This window comes from Pseudomonas sp. GLN_2 (assembly GCF_043106005.1).
Taxonomy (GTDB): domain Bacteria; phylum Pseudomonadota; class Gammaproteobacteria; order Pseudomonadales; family Pseudomonadaceae; genus Aquipseudomonas; species Aquipseudomonas alloputida.
This window is the reverse complement of the sequence record NZ_JBICMC010000080.1, coordinates 76286-96552: the sequence shown is the minus strand read 5'-3', so window position 1 is coordinate 96552 and position 20267 is coordinate 76286. Positions and strand designations below refer to the sequence as shown.

The 20267-nt window shown below is 62.4% G+C and carries 14 protein-coding genes; 5 read left to right on the top strand and 9 right to left on the bottom strand.

Annotation, left to right across the window (positions count from 1 at the left end):
- Nucleotides 1-117: 117 nt before the first annotated feature.
- Entirely contained in the window at nucleotides 118-1581 is a 1464-nt protein-coding gene (locus tag ACF8Q6_RS19170) for a glyceraldehyde-3-phosphate dehydrogenase (RefSeq protein ID WP_010953137.1), read from the bottom strand.
- Nucleotides 1582-1748: 167 nt separating this feature from the next.
- On the opposite strand from ACF8Q6_RS19170, the gene mfd reads away from it, so the two are divergent.
- Genes mfd through ACF8Q6_RS19155 form a run of 3 tightly spaced genes read left to right on the top strand, consistent with a single transcriptional unit; the run spans nucleotide 1749 to nucleotide 9102 of the window.
- Nucleotides 1749-5198 (top strand): transcription-repair coupling factor, encoded by a 3450-nt coding sequence (gene mfd, locus ACF8Q6_RS19165; protein WP_012053155.1) that lies wholly within the window; start codon nucleotides 1749-1751, stop codon nucleotides 5196-5198.
- A 9-nt stretch (nucleotides 5199-5207) separates the two neighbouring features.
- Complete coding sequence (locus ACF8Q6_RS19160; RefSeq protein WP_392492347.1) at nucleotides 5208-5780, top strand: CsiV family protein; 573 nt, start codon at nucleotides 5208-5210, stop codon at nucleotides 5778-5780.
- Between the two features lie 4 nt (nucleotides 5781-5784).
- Nucleotides 5785-9102: an SNF2-related protein gene (locus ACF8Q6_RS19155; protein WP_392492349.1), complete on the top strand. Its 3318-nt coding sequence runs from the start codon at nucleotides 5785-5787 to the stop codon at nucleotides 9100-9102.
- A 264-nt stretch (nucleotides 9103-9366) separates the two neighbouring features.
- Here the strand turns inward: ACF8Q6_RS19155 and nagZ are convergent, their stop codons facing one another.
- Both nagZ and ACF8Q6_RS19145 read right to left on the bottom strand, forming a co-directional pair.
- Complete coding sequence (gene nagZ, locus ACF8Q6_RS19150; RefSeq protein ID WP_392490551.1) at nucleotides 9367-10365, bottom strand: beta-N-acetylhexosaminidase; 999 nt, start codon at nucleotides 10363-10365, stop codon at nucleotides 9367-9369.
- A 189-nt stretch (nucleotides 10366-10554) separates the two neighbouring features.
- Complete coding sequence (locus tag ACF8Q6_RS19145) at nucleotides 10555-11262, bottom strand: TetR/AcrR family transcriptional regulator (RefSeq protein WP_003248784.1); 708 nt, start codon at nucleotides 11260-11262, stop codon at nucleotides 10555-10557.
- A 215-nt stretch (nucleotides 11263-11477) separates the two neighbouring features.
- On the opposite strand from ACF8Q6_RS19145, the gene lexA reads away from it, so the two are divergent.
- Nucleotides 11478-12086, top strand: coding sequence for a transcriptional repressor LexA (lexA, locus tag ACF8Q6_RS19140; protein WP_010953131.1), 609 nt, complete (start codon nucleotides 11478-11480; stop codon nucleotides 12084-12086).
- Nucleotides 12087-12099: 13 nt separating this feature from the next.
- Nucleotides 12100-12576, top strand: a complete 477-nt coding sequence (gene sulA, locus ACF8Q6_RS19135; protein WP_014753928.1) for an SOS-induced cell division inhibitor SulA — start codon at nucleotides 12100-12102, stop codon at nucleotides 12574-12576.
- A 50-nt stretch (nucleotides 12577-12626) separates the two neighbouring features.
- Here the strand turns inward: sulA and ACF8Q6_RS19130 are convergent, their stop codons facing one another.
- The 6 genes from ACF8Q6_RS19130 to fadB all read right to left on the bottom strand — a co-directional run bounded on the left by ACF8Q6_RS19130 (nucleotide 12627) and on the right by fadB (nucleotide 19908).
- Nucleotides 12627-12860, bottom strand: a complete 234-nt coding sequence (locus ACF8Q6_RS19130; protein WP_003248777.1) for a hypothetical protein — start codon at nucleotides 12858-12860, stop codon at nucleotides 12627-12629.
- A gap of 50 nt (nucleotides 12861-12910) precedes the next feature.
- Nucleotides 12911-13426, bottom strand: coding sequence for a DUF6586 family protein (locus tag ACF8Q6_RS19125; RefSeq protein ID WP_003248773.1), 516 nt, complete (start codon nucleotides 13424-13426; stop codon nucleotides 12911-12913).
- Nucleotides 13427-13516: 90 nt separating this feature from the next.
- On the bottom strand, nucleotides 13517-16126 hold the full coding sequence (gene topA / locus ACF8Q6_RS19120) for a type I DNA topoisomerase (protein ID WP_003248770.1): 2610 nt from the start codon (nucleotides 16124-16126) through the stop codon (nucleotides 13517-13519).
- A gap of 100 nt (nucleotides 16127-16226) precedes the next feature.
- A complete protein-coding gene (locus tag ACF8Q6_RS19115) occupies nucleotides 16227-16478 on the bottom strand; it encodes a DUF1653 domain-containing protein (protein WP_003248769.1) in 252 nt (83 codons plus the stop codon).
- Nucleotides 16479-16553: 75 nt separating this feature from the next.
- Nucleotides 16554-17729 carry an acetyl-CoA C-acyltransferase FadA gene (gene fadA, locus ACF8Q6_RS19110; RefSeq protein ID WP_010953128.1) on the bottom strand — a complete coding sequence of 392 codons (1176 nt, stop codon included), beginning with the start codon at nucleotides 17727-17729 and terminating at the stop codon, nucleotides 16554-16556.
- Nucleotides 17730-17760: 31 nt separating this feature from the next.
- On the bottom strand, nucleotides 17761-19908 hold the full coding sequence (fadB, locus tag ACF8Q6_RS19105; protein WP_014591781.1) for a fatty acid oxidation complex subunit alpha FadB: 2148 nt from the start codon (nucleotides 19906-19908) through the stop codon (nucleotides 17761-17763).
- Between the last annotated feature and the right edge of the window lie 359 nt (nucleotides 19909-20267).

Below are 20267 nucleotides of genomic sequence, written 5' to 3'. Positions count from 1 at the left end.
AGCGATAATCCTGTAGGCGCGGGTTTACCCGCGAAAGGGCCGGCACTCACAACACACATTCAGAATAAAAAAACGGGAACCCGAAGGTTCCCGTTTTTTCATTGCCTTACAAGCGAATCAGCGTGGAAACGCTGGCGGGTTCACACCGGCCATGTCTTCCATCACACGAACCACCTGGCAGCTATAACCGAATTCGTTGTCGTACCAGACGTACAGAACAACGCGGTTATCGTTGGCGATGGTCGCCTCTGCGTCAACCACACCGGCGTGGCGCGAGCCCACGAAGTCGGTCGAAACCACTTCCTGCGAAGCCACGTAGTCGATCTGCTTGTGCAGCTCCGAGTGCATGGCGGTCTGGCGCAGGTACTCGTTGATCTCGTCGCGGGTGGTGGCCTTTTCCAGGTTCAGGTTCAGGATGGCCATCGAAACGTTCGGCGTCGGAACACGAATCGCGTTGCCGGTCAGCTTGCCCTTCAGCACTGGCAGTGCCTTGGCAGCAGCGGTGGCGGCGCCGGTTTCGGTGATTACCATGTTCAGCGGCGCGGCACGGCCCCGGCGGCTGCCCTTGTGGAAGTTGTCGATCAGGTTCTGGTCGTTGGTGAACGAGTGAACGGTTTCGACGTGGCCGTTGACGATGCCGTACTGGTCGTTGATGGCTTTGAGCACCGGCACGATCGCGTTGGTGGTGCAGGAGGCCGCCGAGATGATCTTGTCATCGGCAGTGATATCACCGTGGTTGATACCGTGCACGATGTTCTTCAGCGCGCCCTTGCCAGGTGCGGTGAGGATCACGCGGGCAGCACCCGGGCAGGCCAGGTGCTGGCCCAGGCCGTCGGCGTCACGCCATACGCCGGTGTTATCGACGATGAGCGCATTGTCGATGCCGTACTGGGTGTAGTCGACTTCGCTCGGGCTCTTGGCGTAGATAACCTGGATCAGGTTGCCATTGGCGGTGATGGTGTTGTTGGCTTCGTCGATGGTGATAGTGCCATCGAACGGGCCGTGCACCGAGTCACGGCGCAGCAGGCTGGCACGCTTGACCAGGTCGTTTTCGGCGCCTTTGCGCACGACGATGGCACGCAGACGCAGGCCGTCACCACCACCGGTCTTCTCGATCAGGATGCGCGCCAGCAGGCGGCCGATGCGACCGAAGCCGTACAGGACAACGTCGGTGCCTTTGCGCGCCGAAGCGTTCTGCTGACCGACCACGTCGGCCAGCTCTTCACGGACGAACTGCTCGGCAGTGCGGCCATTGCCTTCCTGCTTGAACTTGTTGGCCAGCTTGCCCAGGTCGACCGATGCGGCGCCCAGTTTCAGCTCGCTCATGGCCTTGAGCAGGGGGAATGTCTCGTGGACGGACAGTTCGGTTTCGTCGGTTTGGCGGTGGCGCGCAAAGCGGTGCGCCTTGAGGATCGAGATAACCGAACGGTTGATCAGGCTGCGGCCATAAATCGAGCTCACCACATTGTTATTGCGGTAGAGCTGACCGATAAGCGGGATCATCGCTTCAGCCAGGGCTTCACGATCAATCCACTCACCAAGACACTGGTCGGGCTTCTGAGTCACGGGAACCTTCCACATGTAGGGACAGAAAAAAGGGGCTACATTATGACGCCCCAACGCGGAACCGGCAATGAGTGCCTGACGCAGTGACGCAAGCCAGCGTTCATGCCCTTTCGAGCCTGACAGCCGGCACCGTCACCGGTACAATCGGTCTCTTTGCCGCAACGCTTGGAGTGCAATCTCCCGTGTCAGTTCTGCGCCTACCGCAAATGTCGGCCACGGCCGGCAAACAAACCTGGGGCAACCTGCCCGGTGCCGCCCTCAGCCTTGCCATCGCCGAAGCCGCCAGCAGCGCTGGCCGCTTCACCCTGCTGCTGACGGCCGACAGCCAGGCCGCCGACCGTCTGGAGCAGGAGCTGCGCTTCTTTGCCCCAGACCTGCCAGTGCTGCCGTTCCCCGATTGGGAAACCCTGCCCTACGACCTGTTCTCGCCGCACCAGGACATCATCTCCCAGCGCATCGCCAGCCTGTACCGCCTGCCGGAGCTGAGCCACGGCATCCTCGTGGTGCCGATCACCACCGCCCTGCACCGCCTGGCACCCACGCGTTTTCTGCTGGGCAGCAGCCTGGTGCTGGATGTGGGCCAGACCATCGACGTGGAACAGATGCGCCTGCGCCTGGAGGCCAGCGGCTACCGTTGTGTCGACACCGTCTACGAGCATGGCGAGTTCGCCGTGCGCGGCGCGCTGATCGACCTGTTCCCGATGGGCAGCAAACTGCCCTATCGCATCGACCTGTTCGATAACGAGATCGAAACGCTGCGCACCTTCGACCCCGAGACCCAGCGCTCGATCGACAAGGTGGATTCGGTGCGCCTGCTGCCGGCACGCGAATTCCCGATGCAGAAGGAAGAAGTGACCCGCTTCAAGGCACGCTTTCGCGAGCGCTTCGACGTCGACTTCCGCCGCAGTGCAATCTTCCAGGACCTGGCCAGCGGCATCATCCCCGCCGGTATCGAGTACTACCTGCCGCTGTTCTTCGAAGAAACCTCGACCCTGTTCGACTACCTGCCGACCGACACCCAGGTGTTCTCGCTACCCGGTGTGGAACAGGCCGCCGAGCACTTCTGGAACGACGTGCGCGGGCGCTATGAAGACCGCCGCGGCGACCTCAGCCGGCCGCTGTTGCCGCCGGCCGAGCTGTTCCTGCCGGTGGAAGATTGCTTCGCCCGGCTCAAGCAGTGGCCGCGGGTGGTGGTCAGCAGCGAAGCGCTCGAGCCTGGCGTGGGCCGCGAGCGCTTCCCGGCGCGCGCCCTGCCCAACCTGGCCATCGAGGCCAAGGCCAACCAGCCGCTGGCCGAGCTGGCCAACTTCCTCGACCAGTTCCCCGGCCGCGTACTCTTCACCGCCGAATCAGCGGGCCGCCGGGAAGTGCTGCTGGAGCTGCTCGAACGGCTGAAGCTGCGCCCGCATACCGTCGAAGGCTGGGACGATTTCATTACCGGTGCCGAGCGCCTGGCGATCACCATCGCCCCGCTGGACGACGGCCTGCTGCTGGACGATCCAGGGCTGGCCCTGATTGCCGAAAGCCCACTGTTCGGCCAGCGGGTGATGCAGCGCAGGCGCCGTGACAAGCGCGGCGAAACCGCCAACGACGCGGTTATCAAGAACCTCACCGAGCTGCGCGAAGGTGCGCCGGTGGTGCACATCGACCATGGCGTCGGGCGCTACCTGGGCCTGGCCACCCTGGAAATCGACGGCCAGGCCGCCGAATTCCTGACGCTGGAATACGCCGAGAACGCCAAGCTGTATGTGCCGGTGGCCAACCTGCACCTGATCGCCCGCTACACCGGCAGCGACGACGCCCTGGCGCCGTTGCACCGGCTGGGTTCGGAGGCCTGGCAGAAAGCCAAGCGCAAGGCCGCCGAACAGGTCCGCGACGTGGCCGCCGAACTGCTCGACATCTATGCCCGCCGCGCCGCGCGCAAGGGCTACGCGTTTGCCGACCCGTCCGCCGACTACGCCACCTTCAGCGCCGGCTTCCCGTTCGAGGAAACCCCGGACCAGCAGGCCGCCATCGAGGCCGTGCGCGCCGACATGCTGGCACCCAAGCCAATGGACCGCCTGGTCTGCGGCGACGTGGGCTTCGGCAAGACCGAAGTGGCCATGCGCGCGGCGTTCATCGCCGTGCACAGTGGCCGCCAGGTGGCCGTACTGGTGCCCACCACCCTGCTTGCCCAGCAGCATTACAACAGCTTCCGCGACCGCTTTGCCGACTGGCCCGTGACCGTGGAAGTGATGAGCCGCTTCAAATCGGCCAAGGAAGTGGCCGCCGCCGCCGCGGACCTTGCCGAAGGCAAGATCGACATCCTCATCGGCACCCACAAGCTGCTGCAGGATGACGTGCGCTTCAAAGACCTGGGCCTGGCCATCATCGATGAAGAGCACCGCTTTGGCGTGCGCCAGAAAGAACAGCTGAAGGCGCTGCGCAGCGAGGTCGATATCCTCACCCTGACCGCCACGCCGATTCCGCGCACGCTGAACATGGCGGTGGCGGGCATGCGCGACCTGTCAATCATCGCCACGCCGCCAGCACGCCGCCTGTCTGTGCGCACCTTCGTCATGGAACAGAACAAGAGCACGGTCAAGGAGGCGCTGCTGCGCGAACTGTTGCGCGGTGGCCAGGTGTACTACCTGCACAACGATGTGAAAACCATCGAAAAATGCGCCGCCGACCTTGCCGAGCTGGTGCCCGAGGCACGCATCGGCATCGGCCACGGGCAAATGCGCGAACGCGAGCTGGAACAGGTGATGAGCGATTTCTACCACAAGCGTTTCAACGTGCTGGTGGCCTCGACCATTATCGAAACCGGTATCGACGTGCCCAGCGCCAACACCATCGTCATCGAGCGCGCCGACAAGTTCGGCCTGGCCCAGCTGCACCAGCTGCGTGGCCGCGTTGGCCGTAGCCATCACCAGGCCTACGCCTACCTGCTTACACCTACCCGTCAGAAGGTGAGCGCCGACGCCGAAAAGCGCCTGGAAGCGATCGCCAACACGCAAGACCTTGGCGCAGGCTTTGTGCTGGCCACCAACGACCTGGAAATCCGCGGTGCCGGCGAGCTGCTGGGCGAAGGCCAGAGTGGGCAGATCCAGGCAGTGGGCTTCACCCTGTACATGGAAATGCTCGAACGTGCGGTCAAGGCAATCCGTAAAGGTACCCAGCCGAACCTTGAGCAACCCCTGGGTGGCGGCCCGGAGATCAACCTGCGCCTGCCGGCACTGATCCCCGAGGACTACCTGCCTGACGTGCATGCGCGCCTGATCCTGTACAAACGCATAGCCTCGGCTGCCGACGAAGAGGGCCTCAAGGACTTGCAGGTCGAGATGATCGACCGCTTCGGCTTGCTGCCAGAGCCGACCAAGAACCTGATGCGCCTGACGTCACTAAAGCTGCACGCGGAAAAGCTCGGCATCAAGAAAGTCGATGCGGGGCCCAACGGTGGCAAGCTCGAGTTCGAAGCCGAAACCCCGGTCGACCCACTGACCCTGATCAAGCTGATCCAGGGTCAGCCCAAACGTTACAAGTTCGAAGGCGCCACCCAGTTCCGCTTCCTGGTACCGATGGAACGCCCCGACGAACGCTTCAATACCCTGGAGGCGCTGTTCGAGCGCCTGACCCCACAGCCTGCCTAAGGAAGACTCATGCGTGCCATCCGTTGCCTGACCCTGCTGCTGGCGCTGTTCGCCCCAGCTGCCTTCGCCGAAGGCTTGTATCAGGTAGAAATGATTCTGGTGCGGCAGAACAGCGTGCCCGCCTTCACCAGCCCGTTCGCCCTCGAAGACTGGAGCGCTGGCGCCCCACGCCTGGCGAAAGACGCCGAGCGCCGCCCAGCACTGGAAGATGAAGCCACCCGCCTGGAAGCCACCGCCGACTACACCGTGCTGATGCACAAGGCCTGGCAACAGCAGGTGGGCAACGCACCCAGCCGCATCGCCCTGGGCGAAGGCACCGAACAGTTCGGGCACTTCCCGATCGAAGGCAACCTGAGCATCGCTGAAGGCCGCTTCATCACCGTCGAGGCCAACTTCTGGGTCAACCAGCTGGATGGCAACGGCAGCGTGCTGCAAAGCGAGCAGTTCAGGCAGAGCAACAGCAACGTCAAGGGCGGCCAGCTGACCTTTCTCGACGGCGGGCACCTGGCGGTGCTGCTGAAGGTGACCCCACCAGGCACGCCGAAAATGCCGGTGATGGACCCGGAGATGATGGAGCAGTAAGCCCATGAAGGACGATGCCGCCGAAATGGTGAACGCCTATCCGAACTGGATTCAATCGTTCAGCAAAGCTGCCCTGCAGCGCGGTGAGCGCTATGCCGAGGAAGGCAGGGCCGAACTGGAAGGCATTCATGGGCCAACCATAACGGCCAGTTGCCAGGGGAGCGGCAACAACCACTACCGGCAACACATCAAGTTGCACGTAGCGGGCGGCCGGTGCCATGTGCGCGGTGACTGCGATTGCCCGGTACGGCAAAACTGCAAGCATTGCGCCGCTGTACTTTTCTGCGTCAGCGAGCGCTTTTCCAGCCGTAAGGACACGCAAGCCAACCCGGGCACCTTGTCCGCCGAACTGCAGCACTGGTTGAGCGGCCTGGAGCAGGCCCCACCCAAAGCCGACGCGACCGAAGACAAACGCAGGCGCATGGTGTGCTATCAGCTGCAGCTCACCGACGATGCGGGCTGCGCCCTGCTCGTGCGCAAGGGCACGCGAACGGAGGACGGCATCCGCTTCAGCCGCGTCCAGTCCCTTTACGATTTCCTCTACGAGCCACCGCGCTTCGTAACAGACGAAGACATCCGCATTCTGCGCCTGCTCTCGGCCCTGAATCAGGGCGGCGGCCAGGATCGGGGCTACAAATTGAAGGGCCATGAAGGTGGCGAGCTGTTCCGGCGCGCACTCGAAACTGGCCGAATGTTCTTCGATACCGACCTTCCCCTGCTTCATGAAGGCCCGGTGCGCCACGCCGAGTTTCGCTGGGTACGCCTGGACAACGGAAATTACCGGGGACGGTGGTACAGCGGCGAAGCGATGCTGCGCTGCGTCATCCCGCTGCTGCCGCTTTACTACCTGGACCTGCCGACGCGTGAAGTGGGCAAGGTCGAGCACAGCCTGGATCCCCACGTCGCCGTGCAGCTGACTATCGCACCCGATGTGCCGGAACACCTGGTCGTACCCCTGAGCCACAAGCTCAATGCCCTCAGCCACAAGGTGCCGACCCCGACGCAAGTGCAGGAGCAGTTGCTCGATAACATCCAGCCAAAGCCCCTTCTTGCTCTCGGCAGCCTTGAATACACCGCCTACATGCCGAAAACCGGTCGCATGCAACGGCAGATGCAACACCGCGCCGCATTGGCGTTCGATTATGACGGCTTGCAGGCCAGCGGCACCGACGAGAAGCCGCTGACCCGCCTGGCAGGCAGCACCAGCCAGCGCATTCGCCGCCAGACTCAAGCCGAGCAGGCGCTGCGCAAGGTGCTGCGCGATTTCGGCTTCAAACCCGCCACACGGCAGAGCAAGGCCCTACCCGACAGCGCCGGCGAAATGCACCAGTTGCCTGACGACGAAGCCTGGCTGCGCTTTGCCCGCGAAGGCCTGCCGCGCCTGCGCGAAGCCGGCTGGGACATCGATATTCACCGCGACTTCGCCTTCAACCTGCAGGAGGTGGACGACTGGTATGCAACCATCGACGAAGCGCCTGGCCATGAATGGTTCGACCTGGAACTCGGCATCGTGGTCGATGGCCAGCGCCACAGCCTGCTGCCGATCGTGTTGCACCTGCTGCGCAGCAGCCCGGAGCTGCTACGCCCCAGCGAACTGGCCCGGCGCAGTGATGACGAACATCTGCTGATCGACCTCAATCGCGGCCGTCTCGATGCCCCGGCTTTGCGCGTCGCCCTGCCCTACGGCCGCATCAAGGCAGTCATGGGTACCCTGGGCGAGCTCTACCTGCACGAGGACACGGCAGGCCCTTCCCTGCGCATGGAGCGCGCCGACGCCGCGCGCCTGAACGAAATCGAAGGCCTGCCCCTGCACTGGGAAGGTGGCGAGCACGTACGCGATCTGGGCCGGCGCCTGCGCGATGCCCGGGACCTGCAGGTAGAACCACCCACAGGGCTGCAGGCCAGCTTGCGCCCCTATCAGCAGCAAGGCTTGAACTGGCTGCAGGCCCTGCGCGAGATGGGTACCGGCGGTATCCTCGGCGACGACATGGGCCTGGGCAAGACCCTGCAGGCCTTGGCCCATCTGCTGCTGGAGAAACAGTCCGGGCGCCTGAATGCACCGGCCCTGGCAGTCATGCCGACCAGCCTCATACCCAACTGGCTGGACGAAGCCCAGCGCTTCGCCCCCGACCTGCGCGTCCTGGCACTGCATGGGCCGGGGCGCAGCAAGCACTTCACCAAACTCCATGAGTACGATCTGGTCCTGACCACTTACGCGTTGATGCCACGCGACCTGGAACAGCTGCGTCCCCTGGCCTGGCACGTGCTGATACTGGACGAGGCGCAAAACATCAAGAGCAGCAGCAGCAAGGCTGCCCTCGCCGTCTGCGAGCTACAGGCCGGGCAGCGCCTGTGCCTGACCGGCACGCCAATGGAAAACAACCTGGGCGAACTGTGGTCGATCTTCCACTTCCTGATGCCCGGCTGGCTGGGCGACCTGAAGCGCTTCAACCAGGATTACCGCAACCCGATCGAGCGCCACGGTGACAGCGAGCGCATGGCCCACCTGGCCAGCCGCATCCGGCCGTTCCTGCTGCGCCGCACCAAGGAGCAGGTGGCCACAGAACTGCCGGCCAAGACCGAGATGGTGCACTGGGTCGAACTCAGTGATGCCCAGCGCGATACGTACGAAGCCGTGCGAGTGGCCATGGACCAGAAAGTCCGCGACGAAATCGCCCGCAATGGCGCCGCACGCAGCCAGATCGTGATCCTCGATGCGTTGCTCAAGCTGCGCCAGGTGTGCTGTGACCTGCGCCTGGTCAAGGGGGTAGAAAGCAAAGGCAACCAGGCCGACAAGGGCAAGCTGGGTGCGCTGCTGGAGATGCTCGAAGAACTGCTCAGCGAAGGGCGCCGGGTGTTGTTGTTCTCACAGTTCACCTCGATGCTGGCGCTGATCGAACAGGAGCTCGAGAAGCGCAAAATCCGCTACAGCTTGCTGACCGGTGACACCCGTGACCGTCGCACGCCAGTGCAGCAGTTCCAGCAAGGTGAAAGCGAAGTGTTCCTGATCAGCCTCAAGGCAGGGGGCGTAGGCTTGAACCTGACGGCGGCGGACACCGTGATCCACTTCGACCCCTGGTGGAACCCGGCCAGCGAAAACCAAGCTACCGACCGTGCCTACCGCATCGGCCAGGACAAGCCGGTGTTCGTGTTCAAGCTGATTACCCGGGGTACGGTGGAAGAGAAGATCCAGTTGTTGCAGCAGGAAAAGGCTGCATTGGCGGCCAGCCTGCTGGACGGCGGGCAGGCTGGGCAATGGCGGCTTGGCGATGAAGAAATCGAGGCCCTGTTTGCGCCATTGCCTGGAAAGCGCGGGCGGTAGACCAAAAGCGGATACAGCCTGTGCGGGCCTCTTCGCGGGCAAGCCCGCGCCTACACACGCATCGGTGATTCGGCACAGGCCGCTGTAGGAGCGGGTTTACCCGCGAAGAGGCCGGGCCTGCTGGCCAATTACCACCCGCCGTTCAGCGTTGCCGCCGCCACCGTATTTGCGGGTAAACCCGCGCCTACACACACACGCATCAGTGGTTGGGCACAGGTCGTCGTAAGAGATGCGGTACCTGTGAGCGCGAACAGGCCAGCGCAGTCAATCGACCAGCTGAGCTTCCCTCAACGCCCCCAACGCCTCCAGCCAGCGCGGCTGCTGGCGATAATCGGTCCGCGCAAACCCTTGCCCACGCATCCGGGCAATCCGCGGCGATGGCTTGACCTTCATGCGCTGCGCCGCACTCAGCGCCAGCTCCGCCGCCGCCCGGTCATTGCACACCAGGCCCATATCACAACCGGCGCTCAGCGCCGCCTCGATACGGCTGGCCGCGTCGCCAACTACATGCGCACCAGCCATCGACAGGTCATCACTGAAAATCACCCCATCAAAGCCCAGCTCGCCACGCAGGATGTCCTGCAACCAACGCCGCGAGAAGCCAGCGGGCTGGTTGTCAACCTGCGGGTAGATGACATGCGCCGGCATCACTGCCGCCAGTTGCCCGCTCAGGCGGGTAAACGGCACCAGGTCGGCCTGGCGCAGTTGTTCCAGGCTGCGCTCATCGGTGGGGATGGCCACATGCGAATCGGCTTCGGCCCAGCCATGCCCTGGGAAATGCTTGCCACACGCGGCCATACCTGCCGCATTCATGCCACGGATGAACGCGCCGGCCAGTCGCGTTGCACGCAGCGGGTCACCCTCGAAGGCGCGGCTGCCCACCACGGCGCTACGCTGGTGGTCCAGGTCGAGCACCGGAGCAAAGCTGAGGTCCAGGCCAACCGCCAGTACCTCGGTCGCCATCAGCCAGCCGCACAGCTCAGCCAGGTACTCGGCATTGTCGTTATCGGCCAGCGCACGCATGGCCGGCAGGCGCACAAAGCCCTGGCGCAGACGCTGTACGCGACCACCTTCCTGGTCCACTGCCAGGATCAGTTCGGGGCGAATAGCGCGGATGGACGCGCACAGTTCGCGCACCTGGCGCGGGCTATCGATATTACGGGCGAAGATGATCAGGCCAGCCACTTCCGGCTGGCGAAGCAGTTGACGGTCTTCGGCGGTCAGCCATTTACCGGCGATATCCACCATCAGGGAGCCTTGCAGGCTGACAGTCATGGGTAATCCTTCATTGAAGACAGAGAGAAGCCCACCGGGGGGCAGCAGACACCGGCAGACACGCGCTGTTGGCCACCGGCGAAGCCATAAAGGCGCTGGTCAGCAAGGGAAATGTGAAGTAGATCGAGATAGGGCATGGGCGCTAGCTTAGCGGAAGCGCCCCGCCACGCCCAGCCTTCAGGCCTTGGCTGTAGCCGAACTGGTCTTGGTTCGCGGACGCAGCTGCGCAGTGGCCATCGCCTCGTCGGTTACACCGCTGTCAGCGCGCATGCCTGCCGCCAGGAAAGGCACCATCAGGCGCATCACCTGCTCGATCGAGGTATTGATGCCGAAGTCAGTCTCGGCAATCGCCCGCAAGGCCTTGATACCGGACATGCTGAAGGCCGCGGCACCCAGCATGAAGTGCACACGCCAGAACAGTTCCAGTGGCGGAATGCGTGGCGCAGCCTCGTTCACCAGCAGCATGTAGCGGCGGAACACCTTGCCGTACATGTCTTCCAGATAGCGCCGCAGGTGACCCTGGCTCTGGCTGAACGCCAGACCCAGCAGGCGCATGAAGATCGACAGGTCGTTGTTGCTACGCGGCTGCACGGCCAGCGCCTGCTCCACGAGCATTTCCAGCAGTTCTTCAAGGCTGGGCTTTTGCTCCGGCTTGGCCTGGCGGCGCTCCAGCTCACGCTCGAGACTGGCGCAGAATGGGCCGAGGAAACGGGAAAAAACAGCCTGGATCAGCGCCTTCTTGGAGCCGAAATGATAGTTGACTGCCGCCAGGTTGACCCCGGCCTTGCTGGTAATCAGCCGCAACGAGGTTTCGGCGAACCCCCTTTCCGCGAACAGCTGCTCGGCAGCATCGAGAATGCGTTCAACGGTTTCCGATTGGGCCATGACTACTCCGACTACTCCGTCAGACAAACAGGTGTTTGAAACATACGTTTCAGCCCTGCTTCTGTCAAGGCTCGGTGACTGGGCGGTCGCCATTTAAAAGCGCCAGCCGGCCCACTGCAAGCGCCACCTCTTCTGTTTATTGCGGTTTTTGGCTTGCAGCGCACCCAGTACTGTATATAATCCCAGTCACTGTACAAAAAGACAGAGCGCTTACCATGTTGAAACTGACGCCACGCCAAGCCGAAATTCTCGCGTTCATCAAGCGCTGCCTGGAAGACAACGGCTTCCCGCCTACCCGCGCCGAGATTGCTCAGGAGCTGGGCTTCAAGTCGCCCAATGCCGCCGAGGAGCACCTCAAGGCCCTTGCCCGCAAGGGCGCGATCGAAATGACGCCGGGCGCTTCCCGCGGCATCCGCATCCCTGGCCTGGAAGCCAAGGCCGAAGAAGCCGGCCTGCCCATCATCGGCCGGGTCGCTGCCGGTGCGCCGATTCTTGCCGAACAGCACATCGAGCAATCCTGCAACATCAACCCTGCCTTCTTCCACCCCCAAGCCGACTATTTGCTGCGCGTACACGGCATGAGCATGAAGGACGTCGGCATCTTCGACGGTGACCTGCTGGCGGTGCACACCTGCCGTGAAGCCCGTAACGGCCAGATCGTGGTAGCGCGTATCGGCGACGAAGTGACCGTCAAGCGCTTCAAGCGCGAAGGCAGCAAAGTCTGGCTGCTTGCCGAAAACCCCGAATTCGCCCCCATCGAAGTCGACCTGAAAGAACAGGAGCTGGTGATCGAGGGCTTGAGCGTCGGCGTCATTCGCCGCTGATCCAGGAGGCGTCATGCAGCAGTTCATTCACGCACCCGAGCAAGCCCAGTTGCCCCTGTTCGAAGCATTCCTCGCTCAGCCCGTGCTGCCTGGTTTGAAAGCCAGGGAACCGGCGCGCAAGAGCAGTCAGCCCGAGCTGTTCAGCGAACTGTCGCTGCGCGGTGCCCCTGGCCACTGCCAAAGCCTGCTGGCACCCGTGCTGCGCGAACTGAGCGAAGAGGACGAGGCCCGTTGGCTGACCCTGATCGCCCCACCGCCAAGCCTGACCCAGGCCTGGCTGCGCGATGCCGGGCTCAACCGTGAACGTATTCTGCTGCTGCAACCCCGGAGCAATCAAAGTGCGCTGCAACTGGCCTGTGAGGCTTTGCACCTGGGCCTCAGCCACACCGTGGTGAGCTGGCTGGGCAACGTCAATGCCACTGCACGCCAGCAACTGCTACGTGCAGCCAGTGCCGGAAACGCACAAAGCCTGAACATCCGCCTCGGCTGATGTTCAGGCTCTGCCTGTCACTTCAAATAGCCTGATACGCTGCTGCACACTCAGTGCAGCACACGCGGCCCTTCATCACGCTCGAGCTCGCCATCCATCAGGCGACCGGCCATCTGCACGCCCACACTGAGCATGGCCTTGGCCACTTCCACATGCTGACCCTGCAGGAACACCTTGGCGTCTTCCGAGAAATCCAGGGTTACCAGAGAGCCCTCATCCTCGGCGCGACGAAGCTCGATGCGGCCGTCAGGCAACTCGACAATTTCCAGAAAAGACGTAGACATAAATGGCAGTTCTCCGCGAAAGGCGATTATTGTACCAGCCGTTGCGGCTATCAGCACTCACTCAACGCGTCACGGAAACGTCTCACCAAACTTTTAAGGTCATTGCGCCAGCTTTCCAGCTCGGCACGCGACAGCGCTGGATGCTCAGGCTCATCAAGATTGACAGCTTGAATCAGGGGTTGGGTAACGTCGGTTTTCGGCGCTTTTCTGGCGACCGGTGGTCGGAACAAATCGGCATAAGCACCGAGCATTTGCGCCAGCCAGGTTTCCCGCTGGCGGGCCAGTTCCAGCAACTCGGCCACCTCCGGAATGGCGATACCGTTCAGGGCATCGTCGGCCAGGGCTTGCTCCACCGTTGCGACGACCGGCAGGCGATAGAAGCCCCCGATTTCATGGCACAGGCCTAACAGAGCGCCATACAGGTGGAACAGCGCCGACTCGCGCTCAGCCTGAACCAGGCCTTGGGCATTCATGGCCTGGCTTTGTTCAGCCTTGGCCATGGACTCGAGGGCGAGGCCGGCGAAGAACAGTTTCTGGTTGGTGCGGGTGTAGAGTTCCTGGGCCATTTCAGTGCCCTCCCATAAGGCTACAAGGCGGATATCTGCATCATAAATGATTGGGGCCGCAAAGCGGCCCCACATTACAGCACCGATGGATCAGCGCTTGTCTTCAACCTTCCAGGCATTACCGTCGTAGAACGCCTTCCAGCCGGTCGGCTTGCCATCGACCTCGGATTGCACGTACTGCTCCTTGGTCTTGCGGCTGTAGCGAATCACCGCCGGGCGGCCATCCGGGTCTTTCTGCGGCGCATCGCACAGGAAGTGGTACTTCGGGTCAATCTCATGCTTGTGCGGCACAATCTCCAGCACCAGCGGCGCACGGGTTTCGCGGTTCTTGGGGAACTGGCTGGCAGCCAGGAACAATCCGGAAGCACCGTCGCGCAGCACGTAGGTATCGTCGACCTTCTCGCACTTGAGCTCCGGCATGTCCACCTTGTCCATCTTCGGTGGCGCCGCCTCGCCGCTCTTGAGCAGCTTGCGGGTGTTCTTGCACGCCGGGTTGGTGCAGCCGAAGAACTTGCCGAAACGGCCGGTCTTCAATTGCATCTCGCTACCGCACTTGTCGCACTCCAGGCTCGGCCCTTCGTAACCCTTGATGCGGTAGTTGCCCTCTTCGATCTCGTAACCGACACAATCAGGGTTGTTACCGCAGATGTGCAGCTTGTGTTTCTCGTCCAGCAGGTAGGCGTCCATCGCCGTGGCGCAGATCGGGCAACGGTGCTTGCCCAGCAACACGCGCGATTCCGACTCGCCCTCGTCGTCAGCGGCAATCTCGTCGCCCGGCACCAGGTTGACGGTAGCCTTGCAGCGCTCCTTCGGCGGCAGGCTGTAGCCAGAGCAGCCCAGGAACACGCCTGTAGAGGCGGTGCGAATCATCATCGGCCGACCACATTCCTTGCACGGAATGTTGGTCATGGTCGGCTGGTTTGCGCGCATGCCGTCTTCGCTGGACTCGGCAGTCTGCAGCTTTTTGCTGAAATCGCCGTAGAACTCGTCGAGCACGTTCTTCCAGTCACGCTCGCCCTGGGCCACGTCGTCGAGGTTCTCTTCCATGTCGGCGGTAAAGCCGTAGTCCATCAGGTTGGAGAAGCTCTCCGACAAGCGCTCGGTGACGATATCGCCCATCTTCTCGGAGTAGAAGCGGCGGTTGTGCAGCGTCACATAGCCACGGTCCTGGATGGTGGAAATGATCGCCGCGTAGGTCGATGGGCGGCCAATGCCGCGCTTTTCCATTTCCTTGACCAGGCTGGCTTCGGTAAAGCGTGCAGGCGGCTTGGTAAAGTGCTGGCTCGGGTCGATCTGGATCAGTTTCAGCGCTTCACCCTGAACCATCTCTGGCAGCACGTCGTCTTCGCCCGGCTTGCTCTGCTGTGGCAGCACACGGGTGTAGCCGTCGAACTTGAGGATGCGGCCCTTGGCACGCAGCTCGAAATCGCCGGCAGCGACGGTAACGCTGGTGGACAGGTACTGCGCTGGCGGCATCTGGCACGCCAGGAACTGGCGCCAGATCAGCTCGTACAGGCGCTCGGCGTCACGCTCCATGCCGCTGAGCTTGGTCGGGTGGGTATTCACGTCAGAAGGCCGAATCGCTTCGTGCGCCTCCTGGGCGCCCTCCTTGCTGCCGTAAACCAGTGGCGCCTCCGGCAGGTACTGCTTGCCGAACTCCCGCTCGATGTAGCTGCGTGCCATATCCAGGGCGTCAGCCGACAGGTTGGTCGAGTCGGTACGCATGTAGGTGATGTAACCGGCTTCGTACAAGCGCTGGGCCATCATCATGGTTTTCTTCACACCGAAGCCCAGGCGGTTACTGGCCGCTTGCTGCAAGGTGGACGTAATGAACGGTGCCGATGGCTTGCTGCTGGTCGGGCGGTCTTCGCGCTTGACCACGCTGTAACTGGAAGCCTTGAGCTTTTCCAGTGCAGCCATGGCCTGAGCTTCATTCAGCGGCTTGAAGGCCTCGCCCTTCTCGCGCGCCACCTCGAAACGCACCTTCGCGTTCTTGGCGGTGCCGAGGTCGGCGTGGATCTCCCAATACTCTTCCGGGATGAACGCGCGGATCTCACGCTCTCGCTCAACCACCAGCTTCACCGCTACCGACTGCACGCGGCCAGCGGACAGGCCACGGGCAATCTTGGCCCACAGCAGCGGCGAAACCATGTAACCGACCACGCGGTCGAGGAAACGCCGCGCCTGCTGGGCGTTGACCCGGTCGATGTCCAGCTCGCCTGGCTGCGAGAACGCTTCCTGAATGGCCTTCTTGGTAATTTCGTTGAACACCACGCGCTTGTAGCGGGTGTCGTCACCCCCGATGGCCTCACGCAGGTGCCAGGCAATGGCTTCCCCTTCGCGGTCCAAGTCGGTTGCGAGATAGATGGTGTCGGCATCCTTGGCCAGGCGGCGCAGCTCTTCGATCACCTTTTCCTTGCCAGGCAGGATCTCGTACTTGGCCTTCCAGCCATGGTCGGGGTCGACGCCCATGCGTGCCACCAGCTGGCGGCGGGCCTTCTCTTTCGGCGAAAGCGCCGGCGCCTCACCCGCAGCCTTGCCACGCTTGGCGGCCGGCTCTTTGCTCGCGCTGGCCGAACCGCTGGTGGGGAGGTCTCGGATATGGCCGATACTCGACTTCACCACGTACTGGTTGCCCAGGTACTTGTTGATGGTCTTGGCCTTGGCCGGGGATTCCACAATGACCAGCGATTTGCCCATGGATCGGAGTATTCCTGAATCTGAAGATAAAAAACGCGCCAAGTGCCAGACGCGGCACCGCTATATATAGTGGCAAAAGTGCGAGGTCAAGCTCGGACGATCACGCGTGCGACTTGCCCAGCAACCCGGGCAGCCCCTCTTCGGCCTTGACCAAAGCAAAGCGTGGCACCTGCTCGCCGTCAAATTCGACGGACTCCTGGAACATCGAAAGGGGACGTACCCAGAAGCTGTAATCACCATACAGGCATTGGTAGAACACCATCCACTCTTCGGTTTCGGAGTGCCGCGCAACGCTGAAGACACGGTACTCAGGCCCTTTGTAATGCCGGTATACGCCTGGTTGTATCTGCATGTTGCACACCTCCTGAAGAAAACCTGAAAAAACAAAACCGGGGCACTAGGCCCCGGCTGCTGTCCCGCTACGCGATCAGACGCGTTCGAAGACAGTGGTGATACCTTGGCCCAGGCCGACGCACATGGTCGCAACACCCAGCGTACCGCCATTTTGCTTCATGACGTTGAGCAGGGTGCCGGAAATCCGCGCCCCGGAGCAACCGAACGGATGGCCCAAAGCAATGGCGCCGCCGTGCAGGTTAACCTTCTCATCCATCTTGTCGAGCACTTTCAAGTCTTTCAGCACGGGCAGGGCCTGTGCAGCGAAGGCTTCGTTGAGCTCGATGAAGTCGATATCGGCCATGGTCAGGCCGGCACGCTTGAGGGCTTTCTGGGTCGATGGCACCGGGCCGTAGCCCATGATTGCGGGGTCGACACCGGCCACTGCCATCGAACGGATCACCGCCAATGGCTGGATACCGAGGTCCATGGCACGCTGACCAGACATGACGATCATGCACGAGGCGCCGTCGGTGATCTGCGACGAGGTACCGGCCGTGACCGTACCGCCTTTCGGGTTGAACGCAGGCTTGAGCGACGCCAGGCCTTCGAGGGTGGTTTCCGGGCGAATGGTTTCGTCGAAATCGAACACCTTCAGGAAGCCGTTCTCGTCGTAGCCCTGCATCGGGATGATCTCGTCCTTGAACTTGCCCTCGACCGTGGCCTTGTGGGCCAGCTGGTGCGAACGCAAGCCGAACAGGTCCTGCTGCTCACGGGTGATGCCGTGCATCTTGCCGAGCATTTCTGCAGTCAGGCCCATCATCCCGGAAGCCTTGGCGGCATGCAAGGACAGGTGCGGGTTGGGGTCGACGCCGTGCATCATGCTGACGTGGCCCATGTGCTCCACGCCACCCACCACGAACACATCGCCGTTACCGGTCATGATCGCCTGGGCAGCCGTGTGCAGGGCGCTCATGGACGAGCCGCACAGGCGGCTGACGGTCTGCGCCGCAGAGGTGTGCGGGATCGGGGTCATCAGCGAAGCCATGCGGGCAATGTTCCAGCCCTGCTCCAGGGTCTGGTTGACGCAGCCCCAGATCACGTCCTCGACTTCTTTCGGGTCGACCTTGCCGTTGCGCTCCAGCAGTTTGCTGATCAGGTGCGCCGACATGTCTTCAGCGCGGGTATTGCGGTGCATGCCACCCTTGGAGCGGCCCATTGGCGTGCGACCGAAGTCGACAATCACCACGTCTCTTGGATTCAGGCTCATATCAAATCTCTCGCTCTAGCTCGTTGACCGCTCAGTTGAAGAAGCGCTGGCCGTTCTTGGCCATTTCACGCAGCTTGGCGGTCGGGTGGTACAGCGGCCCAAGGTCGGCGTACTGATCGGCCAGGGCAACGAATTCGGCCACACCAATCGAGTCGATGTAACGCAGCGCACCACCGCGGAAGGGAGGGAAACCAATGCCGTAGACCAGGCCCATGTCGGCTTCGGCAGCGGTTTCGACGATGCCGTCTTCCAGGCAACGCACGGTCTCCAGGCACAGCGGGACCATCATCCAGTTGATGATGTCTTCGTCAGTGACTTCACGCTGCTCGAACACGATCGGTTTGAGCACGTCGAGCACGGTGGCATCGAAGACCTTCTTCGGTTTGCCGCGCTTGTCGGTTTCGTAGGCGTAGAAGCCCTTGCCGTTCTTCTGGCCCAGGCGGTTGGCCTCGTACAGCGCATCAACGGCCGAGCGACGCTCGTCCTTCATGCGGTCCGGGAAACCTTCGGCCATCACATCGCGGCCATGGTGACCGGTGTCGATGCCGACCACGTCCATCAGGTAGGCCGGGCCCATCGGCCAGCCGAACTTTTCCATGACCTTGTCGATGCGCACGAAGTCGACACCGGCGCTGACCAGCTTGGCAAAACCACCGAAGTACGGGAACAGCACGCGGTTGACCAAAAAGCCCGGGCAGTCGTTGACCACGATCGGGTTCTTGCCCATCTTCTTGGCGTAGGCCACGGTGGTGGCGACCGCCACGTCACTGGACTTCTCGCCACGGATCACTTCAACCAGCGGCATCATGTGCACCGGGTTGAAGAAGTGCATGCCGACGAAGTTTTCCGGGCGCTTGAGCGCCTTGGCCAGCAGGTTGATGGAGATGGTAGAGGTGTTGGAAGCGAGGATCGCATCGTCCTTCACCTGGCCTTCCACCTCGGCCAGTACCGCTTGCTTGACCTTCGGGTTCTCGACCACAGCCTCGACGACGATGTCGACATTGGCGAAATCGCCATAGGACAGGGTCGGGCGAATGGCGTTGAGGGCCTCGGCCATCTTGGCCGGGGTCAGGCGGCCCTTCTCGACGCGGTTTCCGAGCAGCTTGGAGGCCTCGTTCAGACCCAGCTGAATGGCTTCCTCGCGGATGTCCTTCATCAGGATCGGCGTACCTTTGACCGCCGACTGATAGGCGATACCGCCGCCCATGATGCCGGCGCCGAGCACGGCGGCCTGCTTCACGTCGTGGGCGATCTCGTCATGCGCCTTGGCCTTGCGCTTGAGTTCCTGATCGTTGAGGAACAAGCCGATCAGGCTCTCGGCGACCGAGGTCTTGGCCAGCTTGGCAAAGCCTGCGGCTTCGACTTCCAGGGCCTTGTCGCGACCGAAGTTGGCGGCTTTCTGGATGCTCTTGATCGCTTCGACCGGGGCCGGATAGTTCGGGCCGGCCTGGCCAGCGACGAAGCCCTTGGCAGTCTCGAAGGCCATCATCTGCTCGATGGCATTGAGCTTGAGCTTTTCCAGCTTCGGCTGGCGCTTGGCCTTGTAGTCCAGCTCGCCACTGATGGCACGCTTGATCAGGTCGAGGGCACCGGCCAGCAGCAGCTCAGGGGCAACCACGGCGTCGACGGCCCCCACTTTGAGGGCGTCTTCGGCACGGTTTTCCTTGCCGGCGGCGATCCACTCGATGGCGTTGTCCGAGCCGATCAGGCGCGGCAGGCGCACGGTACCGCCAAAGCCCGGGTAGATACCCAGCTTGACTTCCGGCAGGCCGATCCTGGCGCTGGTGGACATGACCCGGTAGTCGGCCGCCAGGCACATTTCCAGGCCGCCGCCCAGCGCGATGCCGTTGATGGCGGCAACGGTCGGCACTTCGAGGTCTTCAAAGGCGTTGAAGATGCGATTGGCTTCCAGGTTGCCGGCGACCAGTTCGGCCTCAGGCAGCTTGAAGTTGTCGACGAACTCGGTGATGTCGGCGCCGACGATGAACACGTCCTTGCCACTGCTGACGATCACGCCCTTGACCGAGGCATCGGCCCGGATGGCATCGACGGCCTGGCGCAGCTCGTTCAGGGTAAGGCGGTTGAACTTGTTGACGGACTCACCCTTGAGGTCGAACTTGAGCTCGACGATGCCACTTTCAAGAGCCTTAACCGTGATGGCTTTACCTTCGTAAATCATCAACTGATCTCCACGATATGGAAGCTGAACTGTACACGCCGATCGCTGCAGCAGAAGCAGGCCTAAGCTGCCTTGCCCCAGGCACACCCGTCAGCGCGCTAGTCGGAAGTATGGCTTGGCGTCATGACATACAAACGCTCAATTCATACGCCCGTTTGATTTGGGTGTGCACACATTCTCCGAAAAGATGGGCGTTGTCAAATGCTCACGAGCACGGCGAAAACGCGACTTTCCAGTCATTTTCTATCGTTCGGGTACAAAACATGATGACAGTGATCGCTGGTCATTCATGTCAGCGATTGACCACAAGCATTGGCTGATTGCTTTGCGCTTGCGCGGCGAGCCAAGGCGACTACACT